At 63.1% G+C, this 21,446-nt stretch carries 17 protein-coding genes; 14 read left to right on the top strand and 3 right to left on the bottom strand.

Going from position 1 to position 21,446, the window contains the following annotated elements:
- The first annotated feature begins 84 nt into the window (after positions 1-84).
- Both RG2_RS29995 and RG2_RS29990 read left to right on the top strand, forming a co-directional pair.
- Positions 85-786 carry a GNAT family N-acetyltransferase gene (locus tag RG2_RS29995; protein WP_033236709.1) on the top strand — a complete coding sequence of 234 codons (702 nt, stop codon included), beginning with the start codon at positions 85-87 and terminating at the stop codon, positions 784-786.
- Between the two features lie 25 nt (positions 787-811).
- Complete coding sequence (locus RG2_RS29990) at positions 812-1,837, top strand: glutathione S-transferase family protein (protein WP_033236708.1); 1,026 nt, start codon at positions 812-814, stop codon at positions 1,835-1,837.
- A gap of 19 nt (positions 1,838-1,856) precedes the next feature.
- Here the strand turns inward: RG2_RS29990 and RG2_RS29985 are convergent, their stop codons facing one another.
- Positions 1,857-2,225: a VOC family protein gene (locus tag RG2_RS29985; protein WP_033236744.1), complete on the bottom strand. Its 369-nt coding sequence runs from the start codon at positions 2,223-2,225 to the stop codon at positions 1,857-1,859.
- 176 nt (positions 2,226-2,401) lie between these two features.
- On the opposite strand from RG2_RS29985, the gene RG2_RS29980 reads away from it, so the two are divergent.
- The 5 genes from RG2_RS29980 (at position 2,402) to RG2_RS29960 (ending at position 12,738) form a co-directional block, all read left to right on the top strand.
- The gene (locus tag RG2_RS29980) at positions 2,402-3,160 is read left to right on the top strand and encodes a hypothetical protein (protein ID WP_033236707.1); all 759 of its coding nucleotides are present in this window, start codon (positions 2,402-2,404) and stop codon (positions 3,158-3,160) included.
- Between the two features lie 54 nt (positions 3,161-3,214).
- On the top strand, positions 3,215-4,255 hold the full coding sequence (locus tag RG2_RS29975; RefSeq protein ID WP_033236706.1) for an ABC transporter ATP-binding protein: 1,041 nt from the start codon (positions 3,215-3,217) through the stop codon (positions 4,253-4,255).
- Positions 4,252-5,025 carry an ABC transporter permease gene (locus tag RG2_RS29970; protein ID WP_033236705.1) on the top strand — a complete coding sequence of 258 codons (774 nt, stop codon included), beginning with the start codon at positions 4,252-4,254 and terminating at the stop codon, positions 5,023-5,025. Before RG2_RS29975 ends, RG2_RS29970 begins: the two co-directional genes overlap by 4 nt.
- Positions 5,026-5,066: 41 nt before the next feature.
- The gene (locus tag RG2_RS29965; protein WP_033236704.1) at positions 5,067-8,816 is read left to right on the top strand and encodes an ABC transporter ATP-binding protein; all 3,750 of its coding nucleotides are present in this window, start codon (positions 5,067-5,069) and stop codon (positions 8,814-8,816) included.
- Between the two features lie 169 nt (positions 8,817-8,985).
- Positions 8,986-12,738, top strand: coding sequence for a multifunctional oxoglutarate decarboxylase/oxoglutarate dehydrogenase thiamine pyrophosphate-binding subunit/dihydrolipoyllysine-residue succinyltransferase subunit (locus RG2_RS29960; protein ID WP_033236703.1), 3,753 nt, complete (start codon positions 8,986-8,988; stop codon positions 12,736-12,738).
- A gap of 73 nt (positions 12,739-12,811) precedes the next feature.
- Here the strand turns inward: RG2_RS29960 and RG2_RS29955 are convergent, their stop codons facing one another.
- Positions 12,812-13,429, bottom strand: coding sequence for a TetR/AcrR family transcriptional regulator (locus tag RG2_RS29955; RefSeq protein WP_033236702.1), 618 nt, complete (start codon positions 13,427-13,429; stop codon positions 12,812-12,814).
- A 71-nt stretch (positions 13,430-13,500) separates the two neighbouring features.
- Between RG2_RS29955 and RG2_RS29950 the strand changes: the two genes are divergently transcribed.
- From RG2_RS29950 to RG2_RS29940, 3 genes are read left to right on the top strand one after another with little or no spacing between them, the layout of a single operon-like run.
- The gene (locus RG2_RS29950) at positions 13,501-15,075 is read left to right on the top strand and encodes a flavin-containing monooxygenase (RefSeq protein WP_033236701.1); all 1,575 of its coding nucleotides are present in this window, start codon (positions 13,501-13,503) and stop codon (positions 15,073-15,075) included.
- Positions 15,072-15,902 carry an SDR family NAD(P)-dependent oxidoreductase gene (locus tag RG2_RS29945; RefSeq protein WP_033236700.1) on the top strand — a complete coding sequence of 277 codons (831 nt, stop codon included), beginning with the start codon at positions 15,072-15,074 and terminating at the stop codon, positions 15,900-15,902. The genes RG2_RS29950 and RG2_RS29945 overlap by 4 nt, the downstream gene beginning before the upstream one ends.
- Before the next feature lie 34 nt (positions 15,903-15,936).
- The gene (locus RG2_RS29940) at positions 15,937-16,869 is read left to right on the top strand and encodes an alpha/beta hydrolase (protein ID WP_033236699.1); all 933 of its coding nucleotides are present in this window, start codon (positions 15,937-15,939) and stop codon (positions 16,867-16,869) included.
- On the opposite strand, the gene RG2_RS29935 is transcribed toward RG2_RS29940, so the two are convergent.
- A complete protein-coding gene (locus RG2_RS29935; RefSeq protein ID WP_033236743.1) occupies positions 16,863-17,759 on the bottom strand; it encodes a glycine betaine ABC transporter substrate-binding protein in 897 nt (298 codons plus the stop codon). The two genes, RG2_RS29940 and RG2_RS29935, sit on opposite strands and share 7 nt — an antisense overlap.
- Before the next feature lie 153 nt (positions 17,760-17,912).
- Here RG2_RS29935 and RG2_RS29930 point away from each other — a divergent pair, with 153 nt between their 5' ends.
- Genes RG2_RS29930 through RG2_RS29915 form a run of 4 tightly spaced genes read left to right on the top strand, consistent with a single transcriptional unit; the run spans position 17,913 to position 21,379 of the window.
- Complete coding sequence (locus RG2_RS29930) at positions 17,913-18,854, top strand: ABC transporter substrate-binding protein (RefSeq protein WP_033236698.1); 942 nt, start codon at positions 17,913-17,915, stop codon at positions 18,852-18,854.
- Positions 18,855-18,859: 5 nt separating this feature from the next.
- Positions 18,860-20,005: an ABC transporter ATP-binding protein gene (locus RG2_RS29925; protein WP_033236697.1), complete on the top strand. Its 1,146-nt coding sequence runs from the start codon at positions 18,860-18,862 to the stop codon at positions 20,003-20,005.
- Positions 20,006-20,009: 4 nt separating this feature from the next.
- Complete coding sequence (locus RG2_RS29920; RefSeq protein ID WP_033236696.1) at positions 20,010-20,693, top strand: ABC transporter permease; 684 nt, start codon at positions 20,010-20,012, stop codon at positions 20,691-20,693.
- Positions 20,690-21,379, top strand: a complete 690-nt coding sequence (locus tag RG2_RS29915; protein ID WP_033236695.1) for an ABC transporter permease — start codon at positions 20,690-20,692, stop codon at positions 21,377-21,379. The genes RG2_RS29920 and RG2_RS29915 overlap by 4 nt, the downstream gene beginning before the upstream one ends.
- Positions 21,380-21,446: the final 67 nt, after the last annotated feature.

Raw genomic sequence — 21,446 nt, 5'->3', positions numbered from 1 at the left:
TATTCCACCCGAAATAGTCCACATGGAATATACGACGCCGGGCCATCTCGATCAACCCACCCGAACCGGACTAGCGTGTAGCGAGTGGACGACCATCATCTCGACATCATCCGACTCACGTGGGCCCGAGAACTGGGCTTGGGCGACGCCGCATTGCGTCCGGCGCATACCGCGCGCGTCGACGACGATCACAACGATCTGATCCACGTACTGCAACTCGCCGAGGCAGCAGCCGTCGTCGGACCGCAATGGTTCACGCTGCGCACCGCGAACGAGGACGCCGCCTCACTGCTGGAACCAACGCGACTTCTCGAACTCACCAAGGATCACGGCGGCCGACTCATATCGCATACCGAGCTCGCATTCCTTCCCGACTACACGGATCACACACCCGCAGAACAACTTCTGATCAGCCGCGAGCGATCCGACGCAATGAGCGTGGCCAGATCCTGCCCACCCGACGACGTCACAGTTGCCGATCTGAGCGCCAAGGACCAGTGGTTCACAGCGCTCGGGGATGATCACCAACCGCTCGCTTGCGCGGCCTACCGCGAGTTCCAAGGATTCGTCGCGGATCTCACGGTGCTCACCGATCCCGCGCAGCGGCGGCGCGGTTTGGCTTGCGGAACAGTCTTTCTCGCTGCCGAAGACGCTCTCGATGCCGGTCTGATACCGCAACTTCGCATCCCGAGCGGACATCTCGGCGGCGCTGCAATCGCACGCGCACTCGATTTCACTGTCCTGGGAATACACACCACGGCGCAGGTCCAACGACGTATTGTGTAGAGACACGCGATCGAGAGGAATCTCCATGAACGCGGACAACTCTGCAACATTTGTCGAAGAAGGCCGCGAATTCACTCGCGACACCAACTACATTGCCGCACGTATCACCGAGGACGGCCGCGACGGATATCCCGTCGAACCGAATCGCTATCGATTGATTGTCGCGCGCGCCTGCCCATGGGCGAACCGCGCCATCATCGTCCGCCGGCTCCTGGGCCTGGAAGATGTTCTGTCGATGGGAATCTGCGGACCGGTCCACGACAAACGCAGTTGGACTTTTGATCTCGACCCCGGCGGCGTCGATCCGGTTCTGAAAATCCCCCGACTCCAGGACGCATATTTTGCCCGCGACCCCAATTACTCGCGCGGCATCACGGTGCCGGCGATGGTGGAGATCGCGACCGGCAAGGTCGTCACAAACAACTTCCCGCAGATCACACTGGATCTGTCCACCGAGTGGAAGAAGTACCACCGAGAAGGGGCACCGGATCTGTATCCGGAGGCTCTCCGCACCGAAATCGACGATGTTGCAGAACAAGTGTTCCGCGACGTCAACAACGGTGTCTATCGCTGCGGCTTTGCCGGATCCCAGGAAGCCTACGACAAGGCATACGACCAACTGTTCGCGCGACTGGACTGGCTGACGGAACGCCTTGCACGGCAACGTTTCCTGGTCGGCGACACCATTACCGAAGCGGACGTCCGACTGTTCACGACGCTAGCCCGATTCGATCCCGTCTACCACGGCCACTTCAAGTGCAACAGAAGCAAACTCACCGAGATGCCGGTGCTGTGGGACTATGCCCGTGACCTCTTCCAGACCCCCGGGTTCGGCGACACCATCGACTTCACCCAGATCAAGCAGCACTATTACATCGTTCATTCCGACGTCAATCCCAGCCAGATCGTTCCCAAGGGACCCGAACTGACGCACTGGCTCGAACCGCATGGCCGCGAACAACTCGGCGGCCGGCCGTTCGGAGACGGCACACCGCCACATCCCCCGATCCCGAGCGAGGTAGTGCCGCAAGAACATTGGGCGACACGGTAACCCGAGATCGGGCAAAGAACTACTCCCCGCCGTACGTTCCGAAACTCCAGAACACGCCCTCAGGATCACGGCACGTGAAACCCCGCGAACCGTAGTCCTCGTCGCGAAGACCCTGCGTGATCACGGCGCCGGCGGCAACAGCCCGATCATGGAGGCCGTCGGCATCGTCGACAACGATGTACACAGAACCCACTCCCGGCGGTAGACCGGCAATCGACGAATCGGCGCGGGGCGAACCCAACATGACCCCACCGCCACCGGGCCAGTCGAGCTGAGCATGCGCAACGACGTCACCGTCGGCGTACAGCGCTTTCTCCACAAAGCCGAAGGCCTTCACAAGAAAATCGACAGCCGCTCGGGCATCGGCATACACCAGCGTCGGCCACACTACGGTTCCCACAGCATCGGTTCGCACAGCATCGGTTCCCACAGCAGTCCCCTTCCCTCTAGTACTACGCAGCACAAGCCTATGGCGCAGGCCACCTGCTCCGCTGTAAAACTTCACCTATCCTCGACAGCGAAGTTCACCGATTGCAGAGTGGACACCTGTGGAGGGGCAGAGCGATGGCCAAGTCGATCGACAACGCAAGCAGCAACGACGCCGGGCGGGTCGAGAAAATCCTCATCTCGGTACTCGACAACGGCAGCCGCCTCCAGGCGCCCGCCGTCGCCAAGTACGTAGAGCACGTCAGGCACTCGCATCCGGACGAGTCTCCGGCCCAGATCATCGATCGACTTGAGAAGATGTTTCTCCTGGCCGTCACAGGAAGTGGCAGCGCGGTCGGCGCCACAGCCGCAATCCCCGGCGTCGGAACTGTGGCATCGATCGCCGCGGTCGGCGCGGAGTCGGCATTCTTCCTCGAAGCATCGGCACTTCTCACTCTGGCAGTCGCGTCGGTCCACGGAATCTCCATCGAGAACCACCAACAACGACGCGCCCTCGTCCTCGCTGTCGCCCTCGGCGAATCCGGCATGGAAATCGTCCAGAAGGTCACCGGGGTCACCGCCAAGAACTGGGGCACCGCGATCACCAGCAAAATCCCGAGTTCCACGATGCGCGGAATGAACAGCACGCTGGTCCGCAAGTTCGTGATGAAATACGCCGCAAAGCGAAGCGCACTCATACTCGGCAAGCTGGTCCCCGCCGGGATCGGCGCGGTCATCGGTGGCGCAGGCAACCGCGTCATCGGTAAGGGCGTCGTCAAGAATGCGCGCGACGCCTTTGGCCCGGCCCCGGCGCGCTGGACCGATCACCTCGTCATTCTCCCCGAGGACGACTTCACGCCCGATCCCGCCACCACCACTCGGGTACTCCGCGGATAACAGCCGAGAACGTAGGCTCGACACAACACAACGTCCGTCGACGCGGGAGCATCTTTGACCAGTAGTGCACCGGGGCGGGTCTCCGCGCCCATCGAAGTTCGCGGTTTGACCAAGACGTTCAAAGCGGCACGGGCGGTCAACGACCTGAGCTTCGACGTCCACGCCGGCTCGATCACCGGCTTGCTCGGCCCCTCAGGCGCCGGAAAAACCACGACTCTGCGCATGCTGCTCGGTTTAGTGACGCCCAGCGATGGATCCGCGACGATCAACGGTCTCCCCATCTCGAAATTGGCATCGCCCGCCCGGACTGTGGGTGCCGTCCTCGACACACGTGGCCTCCATCCAGCGCGGACGGCGCGCGCTCACCTCGACATCTACGCTGCCGCGATCGGCCTGCCCGCCCAGCGAGCGACACAGGTTCTCGCGGCAGTCGGACTCAGTTCGGCGTCCGACCGGAGAACCGGGCTTTTCTCATTGGGAATGCAGCAACGGCTCGCACTTTCCACCGCGCTGCTCGGGGACCCGGAAATCCTGGTGCTCGACCAACCCACCCACGGACTCGAACCCGAAGGCACGGCCTGGTTACAGCAGTTCTTGACGACGTTTGCCGAGTCCGGGCGAACCGTGCTGATCACGGGCCAGGCGCTACGCGAGGTGGAACCCGTCGTGGACAACCTGGTGCTTCTGAGCGCCGGTTCTCTGGTCTACGACGGCAGTGTCGAGGCCCTCCGCGCATCACATCAGAGTCGACTGATGGTCTCGTGCTCCAACCCCGCGCTGTTCGCGACGGCGCTGGCCGCCCGCGGGATCACGGCGGCCACGATCGCACCGGACGGCCGACTCGCCGTCAGCGGTACCGACAGCGACGCACTTGCTCCGGTTGCGGCAGCCTCCGGCGTCACGATCTTCAGTGTCGTCGCTGATCACGCGGATCTCGAGCAACTGTTCGTGGCCATGACCACACCGCACTATGCCACCGGCCATCCCGGACACGGTCCGCCATCCAGCCATTACGGCCCGCCATCCGGTCACTACAGTCCACCGTCGGGCTACTACGGTCCCACCGCCTACGGACCGTCGGGAGGCCACCGGTGACGACGCTCGCACAAGCAGAAATCAAGAAGGTCCTCTCGCTGCGCTATTGGTGGGCACTCGCTGTGGCACCCGTCGTTGTTGCGCTCGCGGCCGCGTCGTTCACTCGTCCGATTGTCGAGGCCATTGCCGAGCGAGCCGACACCGCGTTCGACGTGAATCTCGTGTCCACTGCCATCGCGGTTGGCGGACCCACCACCATCGCCCTCGTCTTTGCGGCGTTGTTCGGTGCAACCGCCGCGGGCAACGAATTCACCTACGCCACATACACCACGACATTCCTCACCGCCCGCGGACGCGACGCGGTGTTGGCCGCCAAATTGGGTGTTGTTGCCGCATTCGCGGTCGGATACGCACTGGTAGTGCAGGTCGTTGCCGTCGGCGCGATGATCCTGTTCACTCGCGACTTCAGCTTCACCGCGGATCTGTTTGCGATCTGTGGCGTCGGAATAGTCGCCTGCGCGCTGTGGGCATTGATCGGTGCAGGCGTCACACTGCTCGCCGGCTCACAAGTGGTCGGCATGCTGTCCGTGGTCGGCTGGTTCGTCTTCGGTGAATGGATTCTGCGAGCCTTGGCCTTTGCCGTCGGTGCCGACGGTATCGGCAAGGCACTGCCGGTGTCGGCCACCCTCGGAGTGCTGGTCAATGCCGCGCCGTCGATCGACATCGACGTGTTGAGTTCCTGGCCGGGTGCAGCGATGATCCTCGCCGCGTGGGTCGTCGCACTCGTCGGGGGCGGCTGGCTGCGCACCAGGATGCGCGACATCACCTGAGTGATCAAGCGTGTCTGCCCCCGGGTCTACCGTGGATCGAGATGAACACGATCGCTGACAACCCGGGGTGGATACGCCGACTGGTCCATGCCTGCTGGCTGCACCGCCGGCTGGCAATCGGCGCGCTCACCGTGACGGTGGTCGCCGCAACCATCGACATTTCCTTCCCGCTGCTCACCCGCTATGCCCTCGATGCGGCCGGCGAGCAGAACGCCGGCACCGTCATCACACTCACCGCACTCGCTATCGCCGGCTTGGCGATCGTGCGCTTCGCCTGTCAGTACGGCCGACGAATGCTGGCCGGTCGTCTCTCACTCGACGTCCAGCACGACTTGCGACTCGCGTTGCTCGGTTCCTTGCAGCGACTCGACGGCCGCGGGCAGGACGACATCCGCACCGGGCAGGTCGTCTCGCGCTCGATCTCCGATCTGCAACTCGTGCAGGGTCTGCTCGCGATGGTCCCGATGTCCGCCGGCGCCCTGCTGCAATTTGTGCTGGCCATCGGCATCATGACGTGGCTCTCGCCCCTGCTCACCCTCATCGCGCTGGCGATCATCCCCGCTGTCGGGCTTGTGGTCTTCCTGATGCGACCGACCCTCTACGCCGCCACCTGGTCGGCGCAGCAGCGCGCCGCCGACCTCGCCCAGCACGTCGAGGAAACCGTCACCGGGGTTCGGGTGGTGAAGGGATTCGGGCAAGAAGAACGAGCAATCGATCAACTCGAGAAACACGGCCGAACGCTCTATGGCGAACGGATGCGCGTGGCCCGGATCAACTCCCGTTTCACGCCGACGATGGCCGCACTACCCCAACTGGGACAGGTGGCAGTGATCGCTGTCGGTGGTTATCTTGCACTCCACGGCCAGATCACCATCGGTACTTTCCTCGCGTTCGCGACCTACATCGTGACGATGACCGCGGTCACGCGCACGCTGTCCTCCGTCGTGGTGATGGCACAACTCGCCCGCGCCGCCGTCGAACGCGTCTACGACGTAATCGGCGCGGGGCCCGACATCGCCGAACCCGACCATCCGCTCGATCTCCCCGACGGACCGCTCGGGGTCACGTTCGACGACGTCACTTTCGGCTTCGATTCCGACCGCCGTGTCTTGTCCGGTCTCGACCTGCAGATCAAACCAGGCGAGACCGTCGCCGTCGTCGGACCAGCCGGTTCGGGAAAAACAGCACTGTCGCTGCTGCTCCCCCGCTTCTACGCGCCCGAGTCCGGGACCATCAGTCTCGACAGCGCCGACGCGTCGCTGCCGATCAGCGAACTTCGCAGCGAGCAACTCCGCGCTGCAATCGGCCTGGCCTTCGACGAGCCGTTCCTGTTCTCCGACACCGTCGCCGCCAACATCGCCCTAGGCCGCGCGGACGCGTCCGCCGACGACATCCGCGCAGCGGCCGCAATGGCCCACGCCGACGAGTTCATCGAGGCGCTTCCGGACGGTTACGACACCGTTGTCGGTGAACGCGGTCTGACGCTCTCAGGCGGGCAACGTCAGCGCATCGCGCTCGCGCGCGCCCTACTCGTGAACCCTCGAATCCTCATCCTCGACGACGCCACCTCGGCCGTCGATGCTGCCACCGAAGCGGCGATCTTCGACGCGTTCCGGGCCAGGCGCAGGCAGACAACTCTCATCCTTGCGCACCGCCGATCGACCCTGACCCTGGCTGATCGAATTGCCGTCCTCGACCAGGGGCGGATCATCGACTCCGGGACGGTCGACGAGTTGGAAGCGCGGTGCCCACTGTTTCGGGCCCTTTTCGCCACCTCGAGCGATGAGCCGGCAGCCACCGACCCTGCACTTACCGACATCGAACCATTCGATCCAGACCACTCCGAACCCACTGCCGAGCAACTGTGGCCGGCGGTATCCCCTGCCGATTCGGCAGGTGCGGCCGGTGCTCTGGCCATCACACCGTCGTTGGAGGCTGCGCTCGACGCGTTGCCTCCGCTGCGCGAGGCTCCGACCACCGACACTGCGCACCTTCGCGAGTCAGATCCGCAGTTCTCACTGCTTCGGATACTCCGCCCGGTTCGCTGGATTCTGGTGGCAGTCGTCGTGTGCCTGACTCTTGATTCCGCTGCGACGATTGCCTTCCCGTCACTGGTTCGGTACGCGATCGACCACGGGGTTGTCGACAAGAACTCAGGGACTCTCACCGTCGCGGCGATACTGGGCGCGCTGCTGGTGGTGGCGGGCTGGGCGATAGTCGCTGTGATGACGGTCCTCACCGCCCGAGCGGGCGAGCGGGTCCTGTTCGGGCTACGTATCCGCAGCTACGCACACCTGCAGAGGCTTGGTCTCGACTACTACGAGCGCGAACTGTCCGGGCGGATCATGACCCGGATGACCACGGACGTCGACGCACTGTCGTCGTTCATCCAGACCGGAATGTCGACCGCAATCGTGAGTGTCCTGACGATAGGCGGCATCGCGATCGCCCTCCTCGTCACCGATGTGACCCTGGCGTTGGTGGCGCTCGCCGTCATTCCGCCGCTCATCATCTCGACCCTGATCTTCCGAAAGTTCTCCGCAGTGGCGTACAGCCAGTCCCGCGAGCGGATCTCCATGGTCAACGCGGATTTCCAGGAGAACATCACCGGGTTGCGGGCAGCGCAGGCCTACCGCCGGGAAGAGGGCGCCGCACGCCGATTTGCCGAGCGCGCCGAAAGCTACCGCCGGTCACGGATGCGTTCACAGCGGGCAATTTCGCTGTACTTCCCGTTCATCGCGTTTCTCTCCGATCTCGCGCTTGCGGGTGTGGTCTTCGTCGGAGCCCGTCAGGTGTCCGACGGCTCGACGTCCGCGGGTGTTCTGATCGCCTTTGTTCTGTACCTGGGCCTGTTGTTCGGACCGATTCAGCAACTCTCACAGGTGTTCGACGGTTACCAACAGGCAAACGTGGGGCTCAAGCGGATCGGGGATCTTCTCCGGACGCCCAGTTCCATCGAAACAGCCGACTCCGCGGACCTGATCTCCCTCGACGGACACCTGGACGGCGACGTTCATCTGCGGGATGTCGGCTTTCGATATTCCGGCGCCGAGGTCGACGCCCTCACCGATATCGACTTACACATCCCGGCCGGAACAACCGTGGCGCTGGTCGGACGGACGGGCGCCGGGAAGTCGACAGTGGTCAAACTACTGGCCAGATTCTACGATCCGACCAGCGGATCAGTGCAGGTCGACGGCACCGACATCCGTGATTTTCACCTGACGCAGTACCGCCACAGGTTGGGCGTCGTACCGCAGGAAGCGCATCTGTTCACCGGCAGCGTCGCGGAGAACATCGCCTTCGGTAGACCTGACGCGTCGAATGTCGACATCGAGCAGGCCGCACGCGCCGTCGGTGCACTGCGCGCGATCGCCGACATGCGCGGCGGCATGAATCATCCGGTCGGGGAACGCGGGCAAGGACTGTCGGCCGGACAGCGACAGCTCATCGCACTCGCGCGCGCCGAGTTGGTCGACCCGGACCTCCTGCTGCTCGACGAAGCGACCGCGACGCTTGATCCCGCGACCGAGAAAATGGTCCTCGAAGCAAGTCGGTCGGTCACCCGGAAAAGGACCTCGATCGTTGTTGCACACCGCCTCGCGACGGCCGCACGTGCCGACCTGATTGTCGTAGTTGACCGGGGACGTATCGTTGAATACGGCCCGCACGCGCTCCTGCGGTATGCCAATGGTCACTACTCGAGACTCTGGGATGCATCTCGGGCGCGCGAAGGGAATAATCTGTCAGCGAGAACTGTCGTCGAAGGTAACCCCGTCGCACGGCAGTAGTGACAGATTTGTACCGCCGAGTGGCGTCGCGAAGTCGAAAGATTACGCGCCGCCGTGAGACAGATCACAAATTGTGTGCCGCACAATTGCTGGTCACACGCTCGGGCTAATCTCATGTATATAGGCGCTCTGATCGGGTACCGAAATAGAAACGAGGCGAACACCTGCCGTGAGCAGCAGTTCTACATCCCAATTCGGACAGAACCAGTGGCTGGTTGACGAGATGTACCAACGCTTCCAGGACGATCCGTCGTCCGTGGATCCGAGTTGGCACGAATTCTTGACCGATTACTCGCCGGAGTCGGCGAACACGGGGGGTGGAAACGGAACTGCCACGAACGGCAACGCAGCCGCCCCCGCCGCTGTGCGCACTCCGCCTGCTGCTCCTAAGGCCGCTCCGCCCGCACCCCCGGCTCCACCGAAGGCCGCTGCGCCCGCGGCCAAGCCCGCCGCAGCGCCCGCGGCCAAGCCCGCCGCAGCGCCTGCGGCCAAGCCCGCCCCGGCCGCCAAGGCCGCTCCCGCGAAGCCGGCTCCGGCCGGCGGCGCGGAAGAGACGAAGGTTCTTCGCGGCGCGGCAGCCGCAGTAGTCAAGAACATGTCGGCCTCGCTCGAGATCCCGACCGCTACCAGCGTTCGCGCGATCCCCGCGAAGCTGATGTTCGACAACCGCATCGTCATCAACAACCACCTCGCGCGCACTCGCGGCGGCAAGATCTCGTTCACCCACCTGCTGGGCTACGCGATCATCCAGGCCGTCAACGCGTTCCCCAACATGAACCGCCACTTCGCCGAGATCAACGGCAAGCCGCATGCGGTCACCCCCGAGCACACCAATCTCGGACTGGCGATCGATCTTCCCGGTAAGGACGGCAACCGCTCACTGGTCGTCGCCGCTATCCGGAACACCGAGGCGATGAACTTCGTCCAGTTCCACGCCGCGTACGAGGACATCGTCCGCCGCGCCCGTGAAGGCAAGCTCACCGGCGAAGACTTCACCGGCGTCACCATCTCGCTGACCAACCCGGGCGGCATCGGCACGGTTCACTCCGTCCCCCGCCTGATGAAGGGCCAGGGTGCCATCATCGGTGCCGGCGCGATGGAGTACCCCGCCGAGTTCCAGGGCGCAAGCGACGAGAAGCTGGCCGAGATGGGCGTCGGCAAGCTGATGACGCTCACGTCGACGTACGACCACCGCATCATCCAGGGTGCCGAATCGGGCGATTTCCTTCGCACGATCCACAACCTGCTGATCAGCGACGAGTTCTACGACGAGATCTTCCACGCACTCGGCAACCCGTACGAGCCGGTTCGCTGGCGCAAGGACGTGCCGGAAGGCGCGGTCGACAAGAACACCCGCGTTCTCGAACTGATCGCGGCCTACCGTGACCGCGGCCACCTCATGGCCGATACGGACCCCTTGCAGTTCGTCAAGGACAAGTTCCACAGCCACCCCGACCTCGACGTCATCAGCCACGGCTTGACGCTGTGGGATCTGGACCGCGAGTTCAAGGTCGGCGGCTTCCACGGCAAAGAGAAGATGAAGCTGCGCGACGTGCTCAGCGTGCTTCGCGACGCGTACTGCCGCCACGTCGGTGTCGAGTACACGCACATCCTCGAGACGGATCAGCGTCAGTGGATCCAGGATCGCGTCGAAGGGCATCACGCCAAGCCGACGGTTGCTCAGCAGAAGTACATCCTGAGCAAGCTCAACGCTGCCGAGGCTTTCGAGACCTTCCTGCAGACCAAGTACGTCGGTCAGAAGCGCTTCTCGCTCGAGGGTGCCGAGACCGTCATTCCGATGATGGACGCCGTCATCGACCAGGCTGCCGAGCATCAGCTCGACGAGGTTGTCATCGGCATGCCGCACCGCGGTCGCCTCAACGTGCTGGCCAACATCGTCGGCAAGCCGTACTCGAAGATCTTCACCGAGTTCGAGGGCAACATGAACCCGGCCGCCGCTCACGGCTCCGGCGACGTGAAGTACCACCTCGGCGCTTCGGGCACCTACATCCAGATGTTCGGTGACAACGACATCGCCGTGTCCCTGACGGCCAACCCGTCGCACCTCGAGGCCGTCGACCCGGTTCTCGAAGGCCTGGTTCGCGCCAAGCAGGACATCCTCGACAAGGGCGAAGAGGGCTTCACCGTTCTCCCGCTCATGCTTCACGGTGACGCGGCATTTGCCGGTCAGGGTGTTGTCGCGGAAACGTTGAACCTCTCGCTGCTGCGCGGATACCGCACCGGCGGCACCGTGCACATCGTCGTGAACAACCAGGTCGGTTTCACCACCGCACCGGAGCACTCACGCTCGTCCGAGTACTGCACGGACGTCGCGAAGATGATCGCCGCACCGGTATTCCACGTCAACGGCGACGACCCCGAGGCATGTGTCTGGGTTGCTCAGCTGGCTGTCGACTTCCGTGAGAAGTTCGGCAAGGACGTTGTCATCGACCTCATCTGCTACCGCCGCCGCGGTCACAACGAGGGCGACGACCCGTCGATGACCCAGCCGGCGATGTACGACGTCATCGACACCAAGCGCAGCGTTCGTAAGAGCTACACCGAGTCCCTCATCGGTCGCGGTGACATCTCGCTCAAGGAAGCCGAAGACGCACTTCGCGACTACCAGGGCCAGCTCGAACGGGTCTTCAACGAGGTCCGTGAGCTCGAGAAGTTCCAGCCCGAACCGTCGGAGTCCGTCGAACTCGACCAGACTCCCCCGGCTCGCCTCACGACGGCTGTTGCTCCCGACGTTCTCGAGCGCATCGGCGACGCGTTTGTCAACGTTCCGGAGGGCTTCACCACCCACCCGCGTGTCAAGCCTGTCGCGGAGAAGCGACGCGAAATGGCCCGCGAGGGTCACGTCGACTGGGCGTTCGCCGAGTTGCTCGCGTTCGGTTCACTGGCCGAGCAGGGTGCACTGATTCGCCTTGCGGGTCAGGACTCCAAGCGTGGAACGTTCACGCAGCGTCACTCTGTGCTGATCGACCGGAAGACCGGCAACGAGTACAGCCCGATCGCCGAGATCGCTGCCAACGCCGGCAACGGTGGCAAGTTCATGGTCTACGACTCCGCACTCACCGAGTACGCGGGTCTGGGCTTCGAATACGGCTACTCCGTGGGCAACCCGGACGCTCTTGTGCTGTGGGAAGCGCAGTTCGGTGACTTCGTCAACGGCGCGCAGACCATCATCGACGAGTTCATCAGCTCGGGCGAAGCCAAGTGGGGTCAGCTCTCCGACGTCGTGCTGCTTCTGCCGCACGGCCACGAAGGCCAGGGCCCGGACCACACGTCCGGCCGCATCGAGCGTTTCCTCCAGCTGTGCGCCGAGGGTTCGATGACGGTTGCCGTTCCGTCCACCCCGGCAAGCTACTTCCACTTGCTGCGTCGCCATCACCTCGACGGCATCCGCCGCCCGCTGGTGGTCTTCACGCCCAAGTCGATGCTGCGTAACAAGGCTGCGGTCAGCAACGTCGAAGACTTCACCACCGGCAAGTTCCGGTCTGTCTTCGAAGAGCCGAACATCGAGAGCGGCGAAGAGTCGCGCGATCAGGTCAAGCGCGTTCTGCTGGTCAGCGGCAAGCTGTACTGGGAGCTCCTGGCGAAGAAGCACAAGGACAACCGCAACGACGTCGCCATCGTGCGCGTCGAGCAGCTGTACCCGGTGCCGAAGCGTCGCCTGCAGGAAACCTTGGACCGGTACCCGAATGCAACCGAGTACCGCTGGGTTCAGGAAGAGCCGGCCAACCAGGGCGCATGGCCGTTCCTCGGCCTGGCTCTGCCGGAACTCCTGCCCGGCACGTTGAGCGGTATCCGTCGCATCTCGCGTCGTTCGATGTCTGCACCTTCCTCGGGTTCGAGCAAGGTTCACGCCGTCGAGCAGCAGGAGATCCTCGACGAGGCATTCCTGCCGACCAACTGATTTCTTGAAGTAGGGGCCGGGCCTCACATTCCGTACGGAGTGTGAGGCCCGGCCTTTTCTCTGTTCGCCGGTGCTATCGCAGCAGTTCCGGCGTGACGGTCAGCCCTGCGGCAGCGGACGCAAGAGCAGGCAGAGCGTTCACCGTGAGCTCGATGAGTTCTTCGCGGCTGATTGCCGGGGATCGGAGCCAGCTGATGGTTGCTTCCTCGACAAACGCGATCCAGCCTCGTACTGCCAGCTCGACCTGCGGGGTCCTCGGCAACCCGATGGTGGGTAGCTGATCGAGAGTTCGCGCCGCCATGACGTCGCGGGTCTGTTCGAACACTTCTCGCATGTGCGGATCTCCGCTGGCGGTTCCCCGCAACAACGAGACATACGTAGTGCGATTTTCAGTGACGTAATCGACGTACGATGCCAGAACCGACCGTAATGTCGCGATCGGATCATCGGTTTCGATGGGCTCGGTTCGGGCGAGCATCTGTTGGCTGGTGTGCCGGACTATCGCCAGGTGGAACTCGCTTTTGGACGCGAAGTAGTGGAACAGCAAGCCTCGGGAGACACCTGCTTGATCGGCAATGTCTTCGACCGATATCTGTTCAAGTGGCCGTTCGGCGAGCATGCGAGCGCCGAGGTCGATCAGTTGCGCTCGGCGTTCGTCCGGACTCAGTCGCGTGCGCTTGGCTCCGTCCATAATCGACAGACTACTGAATAAACGTCAATAAGCTATTGACCGTTCGTCAACAACGGCATATCGTTCCATACATGAGTCTCCCAGTTACAGATACTTCAGCATCTGCCGCGGATACGCGCTACGTGAACACGCTGATCATCGGCAGCGGTTTTGCCGGTCTCGGCGCTGCCATCAAACTGGCGCAGGCCGGGATCACCGACTACGTAGTTGTCGAGCGAGGCAACGACGTCGGCGGAACCTGGCGTGACAACAGCTACCCGGGCGCTGCGTGCGACGTGCCGTCGCATTTGTACTCGTACTCGTTTGCACTCAACCCCGAGTGGACGCGTTCCTTCTCCACTCAGCCCGAGATCTACAAGTACATCCAGTCCGTCGCAAACCGTCACAAGGTACTGGACAAGCACATCTTCGGCTGCGACGTTCTCTCCGCGCACTGGGACAACGATCGCGCACACTGGAAGGTCTCCACCACCAAGGGCGAGTTTGTCGCCAAGATCGTCGTGTCGGCTGTAGGCGCTCTGTGCGAGCCCGCCCTCCCCGACATCAAGGGCATCGACGGCTTCAAGGGCGAGATCTTCCACTCCTCACGCTGGAACCACGACGCCGACCTGACCGGCAAGCGCGTCGCCGTTATCGGCACCGGAGCGTCGGCCATCCAGATCGTCCCGGCCATCGGCAAGAAGGTGTCACAGCTCGACGTGTACCAGCGCACCGCGCCGTGGATTCTGCCCCGCGCAGATCGCGAGTACACCAAGATCGAGCACCTCGCGTTCCAGTACCTCCCCGGTTTCCAGAAGCTGTGCCGCACCGGCATCTACTGGATGCGCGAGACCCAGGTTGTCGGCCTGGCAAAGGCGCCGATCTTCATGAAGCCCCTGCAGTTTGCCGCCGAGCGTCATCTCAAGGCCCAGATCAAGGACAAGGCCCTTCGCAAGAAGGTCACCCCCAACTTCCAGATCGGCTGCAAGCGCATGCTGATCTCCAACAACTACTTCCCCACCCTTGCCCAGGACAACGTCGACCTGGTGACAGAAGGAATCGAGGAAGTTACCGCCACCGGCATCGTGTCGAAGACGGGAACCACGCGTGAGATCGACGCCATCGTCGTGGCCACCGGTTTCCACGTCACCGACTCCCCCACCTTTGCGGGAATCTTCGGCAAGGACGGACGCTCGCTCGCCGAGGTCTTCGAGGACACCGGCATGCAGGGATACAAGGGCGCAGCCGTTGCCAACTTCCCCAACATGTTCTTCCTCGTCGGCCCCAACACCGGTCTCGGCCACTCGTCCATGGTGTTCATGATCGAATCGCAGCTCAACTACCTCGTCGACGCGATCGCCACCATCGACAAGTACGACATCGGCACCATCGAGGTTCGCAGCGACAAGCAGGAAAAGTACAACAAGGACCTGCAGGCAGCGATGTCCAAGAGCGTCTGGAACAACGGCGGTTGCGCCAGCTGGTACATGGACAAGCACGGAAACAACACCACCCTGTGGCCCGGTTTCACCTTCCAGTTCCGCAATGCCACCAAGCATTTCGACCTCGCGGCGTACCGTAGCGTCGCCACGTCCGATCTCGGCGCCGTCGGCACCGGAACCACATCACAGATCGACCTCGACGACGAGAAAGCAGTAGCACAATGAGTGATTTTGTTGGCAAGGTTGTTGTCATCACCGGAGCGGGATCGGGTATCGGCCGCGCACTCGCACTGAACCTGGCCGGGCAGGGTGTGAAGTTGGCGATCTCCGACGTCGACACCGTCGGCCTCACCGAGACCACCCGCCTCGTGGAAGCTCTTGGTGCCCAGGTGAAGTCGGACCACCTCGACGTCACCCAGCGCGAAGCGGTTCTCGAGTACGCCGACGCAGTTGCCACCCACTTCGGCAAGATCAACCAGATCTACAACAATGCGGGTATCGCGTACCACGGCACTTTCGAGAAGTCCGAATTCAAGGACTTCGAACGCGTCATGGATGTCGATTTCTGGGGAGTTGTCAACGGCACCAAAGCATTCCTGCCACATGTCATCGCATCCGGCGACGGCCACATCATCAACATCTCGAGCCTGTTCGGCTTGCTGTCGATGCCCGGTCAGAGTGCATACAACTCGGCAAAGTTCGCAGTTCGCGGCTTCACCGAGTCACTGCGCCAGGAGATGCTGATCGCCAAGAGCCCGGTGAAGGTGACCTGCGTGCACCCCGGCGGAATCAAGACGGCCATCGCGCGCAATGCTACTGCCGGACCGGGCGAGGACCTCGCGTCGTTCTCCGAGTTCTTCGATCGCAAGTTGGCGCGCACCACTCCTGAGGATGCAGCCAAGACCATCGTGAACGGGGTTCGCAAGGGCAAGCCACGCGTCCTCATCGGCATGGACGCCATCGCACTCGACGCCTGGGTCCGCCTGGTCGGTTCGGGATACCAACGCGTCGTGGCCACCATCGCCGGCCGCGTGATGCCCAAGTCCCACTGAGCTTTCCACTTTCACACAGTCAGGAGCCCTGCCGGTGAGCACGTTCACCCTTCCGCTATCCGTTGTCGCCTTCTTGTTGAAGCCGTACTTCCGTCTGGCCTTCAACTCGCGACTGCCGTATCGGGTTCAGCGTTTACTGCTCGAGGCCGGAGCTCCCCTGCAGCAGATTCCAGCGGGCGCCGTTGTGCGTCCGCTGGAACTCGCCTGCCGACCCGCCGAGCGGATCACAGTCGGAGCAACCGAACGCCCGTTGGCAGTGCTCTACTTGCACGGCGGCGCCTACACGCTGGGCTCGCTGAGCACACACCGCAGCCTGGCAGCACATCTGGCACGCGAATCTTCCCGCGCTGTCTTCACGTTGGACTACCGGCTGGCTCCGGAGAATCCTTACCCCGCAGCGCTCGACGACGCCGCAGCGGCGTACATGCAACTGATCACCGAATTCGACTACCGACCCGAGCAGGTTGCCATTGCCGGCGACAGCGCCGGCGGCGGTTTGGCGGTCGCAACGGCACTTCGCCTCATCGAGCGTCACGGCGTACAGCCCGGGGCGTTGGCACTGATCTCACCCTGGGTGGATCCCGGGGATCGCAGCGCCGGGAAGAAAGCCGATCTGGTCGTCAACACCGGCTGGTCGTTCGATGCCGCCGACGCCTACCTCGGACACGGCAACCGCACGGATCCCGGCTACGCACCCATACATGGAAACCTCGAAACACTGCCGCCCACAAGGATTCACATCGGATCGGGTGAAGTCCTCTACCCTCAGGTCGTGGAGTTCGCAGACAAACTCACCGCGGCCGGCGTCGACGTGTCGCTGGTCGAATACGCACGGTTGTGGCATGTCGCGCACGCCCAGGCGTCGCTGGTCTCGGAAGCCGCCGACGCGGTAGCCGATCTGGGGCAATTCCTGGAATCACACGGAGCCAGGGCAGCGGACAATTCAGCCGATGCGGCCAGTCATTGACGGGTGTCCCACCAGGATCGCGCCACCGCTGACGGCGTCGCCTGCCCGCGTCGGACCTGGTCGATCATCGCGGCAAGGTCTGTCGTGGACAGTTCACCCGCAACAACACTGAGCGCCTTCACTGCTGAATCACTCAGCGCTCCGGTCCGAAACAGTGGAACAACGTTCTGCGCAGCCAGGATGTGATCCGGATCGGCCAGCACTGTGACAGCGGTTGACTGAGCCAGGGGCGAGAGCGTCGTAGTTCCGAAGGCGGTGGGTTCGGTCGCAACAGTGTCCGATATGTCGGCTGCCGATTGCTCGACGCGCGCAAAAGTACAGTCAGCGCCTTCCGCTAATTGTTCCAGTGCACCATCTTCGATAAACCGTGGTGATACAACGGCAACGGTCTCGGCGCACGAGGGTGCAAATGCCCCGAGGGTGCGCGACTGAGTCCCCGATGCGGAATCGCGTCCCAACGCCAGGACGGCCCGGTCTTCCGCGATTGCATAGTCTGCAACCGAAAGACCCTCGGGCAGAGAACGACTCAACGCTTCGAAGACGTCGTCAGCGGTGCGGGCCGGATTCTGCGGTTCGTAGTAAGTCAGTAGCGAACCGGTGAACTCTGGTACCAACGTCACACGCGCGGCATCGAGCGCAGCAAGTGCGTCCGACCGTCCCCCGGTGAGTTCCTCGACTCGACTTGGAACCCCGGACGACGCCAACACGGTTGCGTACACTTCGGCCAGGACCGAACCCTCCACCGACTCCCCCGACGCCACAACTACCTGCTCGGTCGGGGCACCGGCGTCGTTCCCTATCACCGAATCGCCGGTGCTGCATCCGGTCAGAACGGGCAGGACCAGCACTGCTGCAACAACTGTCGAATACCTCGCGCGTGCAGATAGCACCGAACCCTCACATTCCGTTCCCACTGATCGAATACCGTGCCTTGTCGGTACCTATCGTTACACTTGCCTGGCGATGCGCGGTAACCAGTCCTACTCGAGTGACACTCGGGTGACGGGAATGGTTGTCGACGCCCGAAACACGGAAGGACGCACATGCGCACCTCACGATTTCGTTCCAGCCGTCTGCTCGTAGCAGCGGCAACTGTCCTCTCACTCGCTGCGCTCACTGCGTGTGGCAGCAGTGACAACAGCGACAGCAGTTCGGACCCCAACACCGTCGTCGTGGGTTCGGCAAACTTCACCGAGTCCGAGATCATTGCCAACATCTATGCGGAAGCACTTCGCGTCAACGGTTTCGACGTGTCCACTTCGTTCAACATCGGTAGCCGCGAGGCCTACATTCCGGCGTTGAAGGACGGCTCGATCACCCTCATTCCCGACTACACGGGCAATCTTCTGCAGTATCTCGATCCCGCTGCCACCGCGACCAGTTCCGCGGACGTCCTGGCGGCTCTGCCGGCCGCGTTGGGTAGCGAACTGGCCATCACCACGCCCGCGTCGGCGGAGGACAAAGATGCCGTAGTCGTCACCAAGGAAACGGCCGACAAGTGGAACCTGAAGACCATCGCCGACCTGGCGCCGCATTCCGCCGAGGTCAAGTTCGGCGCGCCGGCCGAATTCCAGGAGCGTCCCGTCGGCCTGCCCGGGTTGAAGGCAAACTACGGACTCGACATCTCGGCCTCCAATTTTGTCCCGATCGCGGACGGCGGTGGCCCGGCAACGGTCAAGGCACTCGCATCCGGTGACATCACCGCCGCAAACATTTTCACGACGTCGGCGTCGATTCCGGCCAACAACTTTGTTGTCCTCGAAGACCCGAAGAACAATTTCCCCGCCCAGAACGTCGTGCCGGTGCTGCGCGCATCGGCATCGTCCGACAAGCTCGCAGCCGTCCTCGACGCGGTCTCGGCAAAGCTGACCACCGAGGAACTGCTCGATCTCAACGTGGCGGTGTCCGGCGACGCCAAGACGGAACCGGCCGCAGCAGCCAAGGCGTGGATCTCGGCGCAGGGCCTCGACAAGCCGGTCTCGTAACCCACGTGATCACCTTCGAGGGAGTCACCAAGCAGTTCCCGGACGGCACCACCGCAGTTGATCGACTCGATCTCACCATCGAGGCCGAGTCGTTCACGGTGTTCGTCGGTCCGTCCGGGTGTGGCAAAACAACGTCGATGCGGATGATCAACCGGATGATCACGCCCACGTCGGGCACAATCCGCGTCGACGGCCGCGACATCTCGCAGACCGACGCGGTGACCTTGCGACTCGGTATCGGCTACGTCATCCAGAATGCCGGGCTGTTGCCGCACCGGACCGTCGTCGACAACGTCGCAACGGTTCCGGTGCTGCGGGGTGAATCTCGCCGCGCCGCACGTAAAGCCGCACTGGGTGTTCTCGAACGCGTGGGTCTCGATCCGTCACTGGCGACGCGCTACCCGGCGCAGTTGTCCGGCGGGCAGCAGCAGCGAGTGGGTGTCGCCCGCGCGTTGGCTGCCGATCCGCCGATTCTGTTGATGGACGAACCCTTCAGCGCCGTCGATCCGGTGGTTCGTGAGGACCTGCAAGCCGAAATGCTGCGCCTGCAAAGCGAACTGAAGAAGACCATCGTCTTTGTCACGCACGATATCGACGAAGCAGTCAAACTGGGCGACCACATCGCGGTCTTCGGTCCGGGCGGTCGCCTCCAGCAGGTAGCCGCGCCGCGCGACGTATTGGCCGCGCCGGCTACGGATTTCGTGGCCGGTTTTGTCGGACGTGATCGCGGATATCGAGGACTGTCCTTCCGCAGCGCGGACGAGGTGCCGCTGCACTCCATCCGGACGGCCACCGAGTTGGAACTGACATCCCTGAGACTCGAATTGGGTGAATGGGTGCTCGTTGTCAGCGAGTCCGGTTCACCCCTAGGCTGGATCGATGTCACCGGTGTCGAGGGCACACGCGCCGGACACACTCTGGCACAGTCGACGTCAGCCGGCGGCTCTCTCTTCGGCCCGGGCGGCGATCTTCGGCAGGCGCTCGACGCGGCCATCTCGTCACCGTCCGGAATCGGTGTTGCCGTGGATGCCGAAGGTGCGGTGATCGGCGGCATTCTGGGCTCCGAGGTTGTGGCCAAATTGGCCGAGCAACGTCGGCGCGAGGACCAGGAACGCAATCGACTCGCCTTCACCGAAGGATTCGGGGTGTAGCGGCGTGCGCTGGCTCATCGACAATTTCTCGACGGTTCTGGATTACACACGAACACATCTGTATCTCGCACTGGTGCCGTTGGCGGTGGGCTTGGTCATTGCCCTTCCCGTCGGCACGGCAATTCGGAATATCCGATGGCTGCGCCGAATCACGTTGACCTTGGCCAGCATTGCGTTCACCATTCCGTCATTGGCACTGTTTGTCACCATCCCGCAGATTTTCGGACTCAAGACACTCGATCCGCTCAATGTCATCATCGCGCTCAGTGTGTACTCCACCGCACTGCTCGTCCGCGCGGTCCCGGAAGCATTGGATTCGGTACCCGCCAACGTCATCGATGCCTCGACGGCCATCGGCTTCACCGCACTGCGCCGGGCGTTAACCGTCGAACTGCCCCTTGCGCTGCCGGTTCTGATCGCAAATGTCAGAGTGATTGCGGTGACCAACATTTCGCTGGTGTCGGTGGGTTCGCTGATCGGTATCGGCGGTCTGGGAGTTCTGTTCAAACAGGGCTACGACCGGGACTACCCCGACCAGATCGTGGCCGGCATCATCGCCATCGTGGTCCTTGCACTGGCCCTCGATTTGATCCTGTATCTGCTCGGCAGGTTCCTGACCCCGTGGACCAGAACTCCGTCCGCATCGAAGGTCCCTGCGATCGTCACGGCCGAAGGTGAGCCGGTATGAGTATCTTCACCGGCGCCTGGGAGTACCTGACCAATCCCGACAACTGGAGCGGCGACACCGGAATCGGCACCCGAATCCTGCAGCACCTCTGGTACAGCCTGCTGGCCGTCGCCCTCGCCGCAGTGATCGCGGTCCCGATCGGCCTGATCATCGGGCATCTACGACGCGGTCAGATCGTGGTGGTCAGTCTTGTCAACGCACTGCGCTCACTACCCACGCTCGGCTTGCTGACGTTCCTCGTCCTGCTCATGGGACTGGGAGTGATGCCCCCGATCCTCGCACTGGTCATCCTCGGCATTCCGCCATTGCTAGCCGGAACGTATGCCGGCATCGCCAGTGTCGACCGTGACGTCGTCGACGCGGCGCGCGCAATGGGGATGACCGAGACGCAAGTACTGCTACGCGTCGAGGTTCCCAATGCGCTTCCGCTCATTCTGGGTGGGCTCCGAAACGCCACACTGCAAGTCATCGCGACCGCGACTGTTGCCGCCTACGTCAATCTGGGCGGCATCGGACGGTACATCTTCGACGGAATCGCGCTGTACAAGTACGACCGCGTTGTTGTCGGCGCAATCTTGGTCGCGGTGGTTGCGCTTGTCGTGGACGGCGTACTTGCACTGGTCGTGTGGGCTTCCGTCCCGGGAACCGGCAGACTGCGACGCACCCCGAACCTCGCACGCGTGTAGCTGCCCACGCAAAAACCCCGACCGAAACCTTGTGTGCGGGTTTCGATCGGGGCTTTCGAGGAGTCCC

It is taken from the genome of Rhodococcus globerulus NBRC 14531, from assembly GCF_001894805.1.
Classification (GTDB): Bacteria; Actinomycetota; Actinomycetes; order Mycobacteriales; family Mycobacteriaceae; genus Rhodococcus_F; species Rhodococcus_F globerula.
Note: the sequence above shows the minus strand (reverse complement) of the source record. Positions and strands in the feature narration are given on the sequence as shown.

What these genes read in the sequence shown, in the direction of transcription:
- RG2_RS29990 (WP_033236708.1), top strand. Translation starts at nt 812, where the DNA reads ATGAACGCGGACAACTCTGCAACATTTGTCGAAGAAGGCCGCGAATTC.
- RG2_RS29980 (WP_033236707.1), top strand. Translation starts at nt 2,402, where the DNA reads ATGGCCAAGTCGATCGACAACGCAAGCAGCAACGACGCCGGGCGGGTC.
- RG2_RS29965 (WP_033236704.1), top strand. Translation starts at nt 5,067, where the DNA reads ATGAACACGATCGCTGACAACCCGGGGTGGATACGCCGACTGGTCCAT.
- RG2_RS29955 (WP_033236702.1), bottom strand. Translation starts at nt 13,429, where the DNA reads ATGGACGGAGCCAAGCGCACGCGACTGAGTCCGGACGAACGCCGAGCG.
- RG2_RS29950 (WP_033236701.1), top strand. Translation starts at nt 13,501, where the DNA reads ATGAGTCTCCCAGTTACAGATACTTCAGCATCTGCCGCGGATACGCGC.
- RG2_RS29945 (WP_033236700.1), top strand. Translation starts at nt 15,072, where the DNA reads ATGAGTGATTTTGTTGGCAAGGTTGTTGTCATCACCGGAGCGGGATCG.
- RG2_RS29930 (WP_033236698.1), top strand. Translation starts at nt 17,913, where the DNA reads ATGCGCACCTCACGATTTCGTTCCAGCCGTCTGCTCGTAGCAGCGGCA.
- RG2_RS29915 (WP_033236695.1), top strand. Translation starts at nt 20,690, where the DNA reads ATGAGTATCTTCACCGGCGCCTGGGAGTACCTGACCAATCCCGACAAC.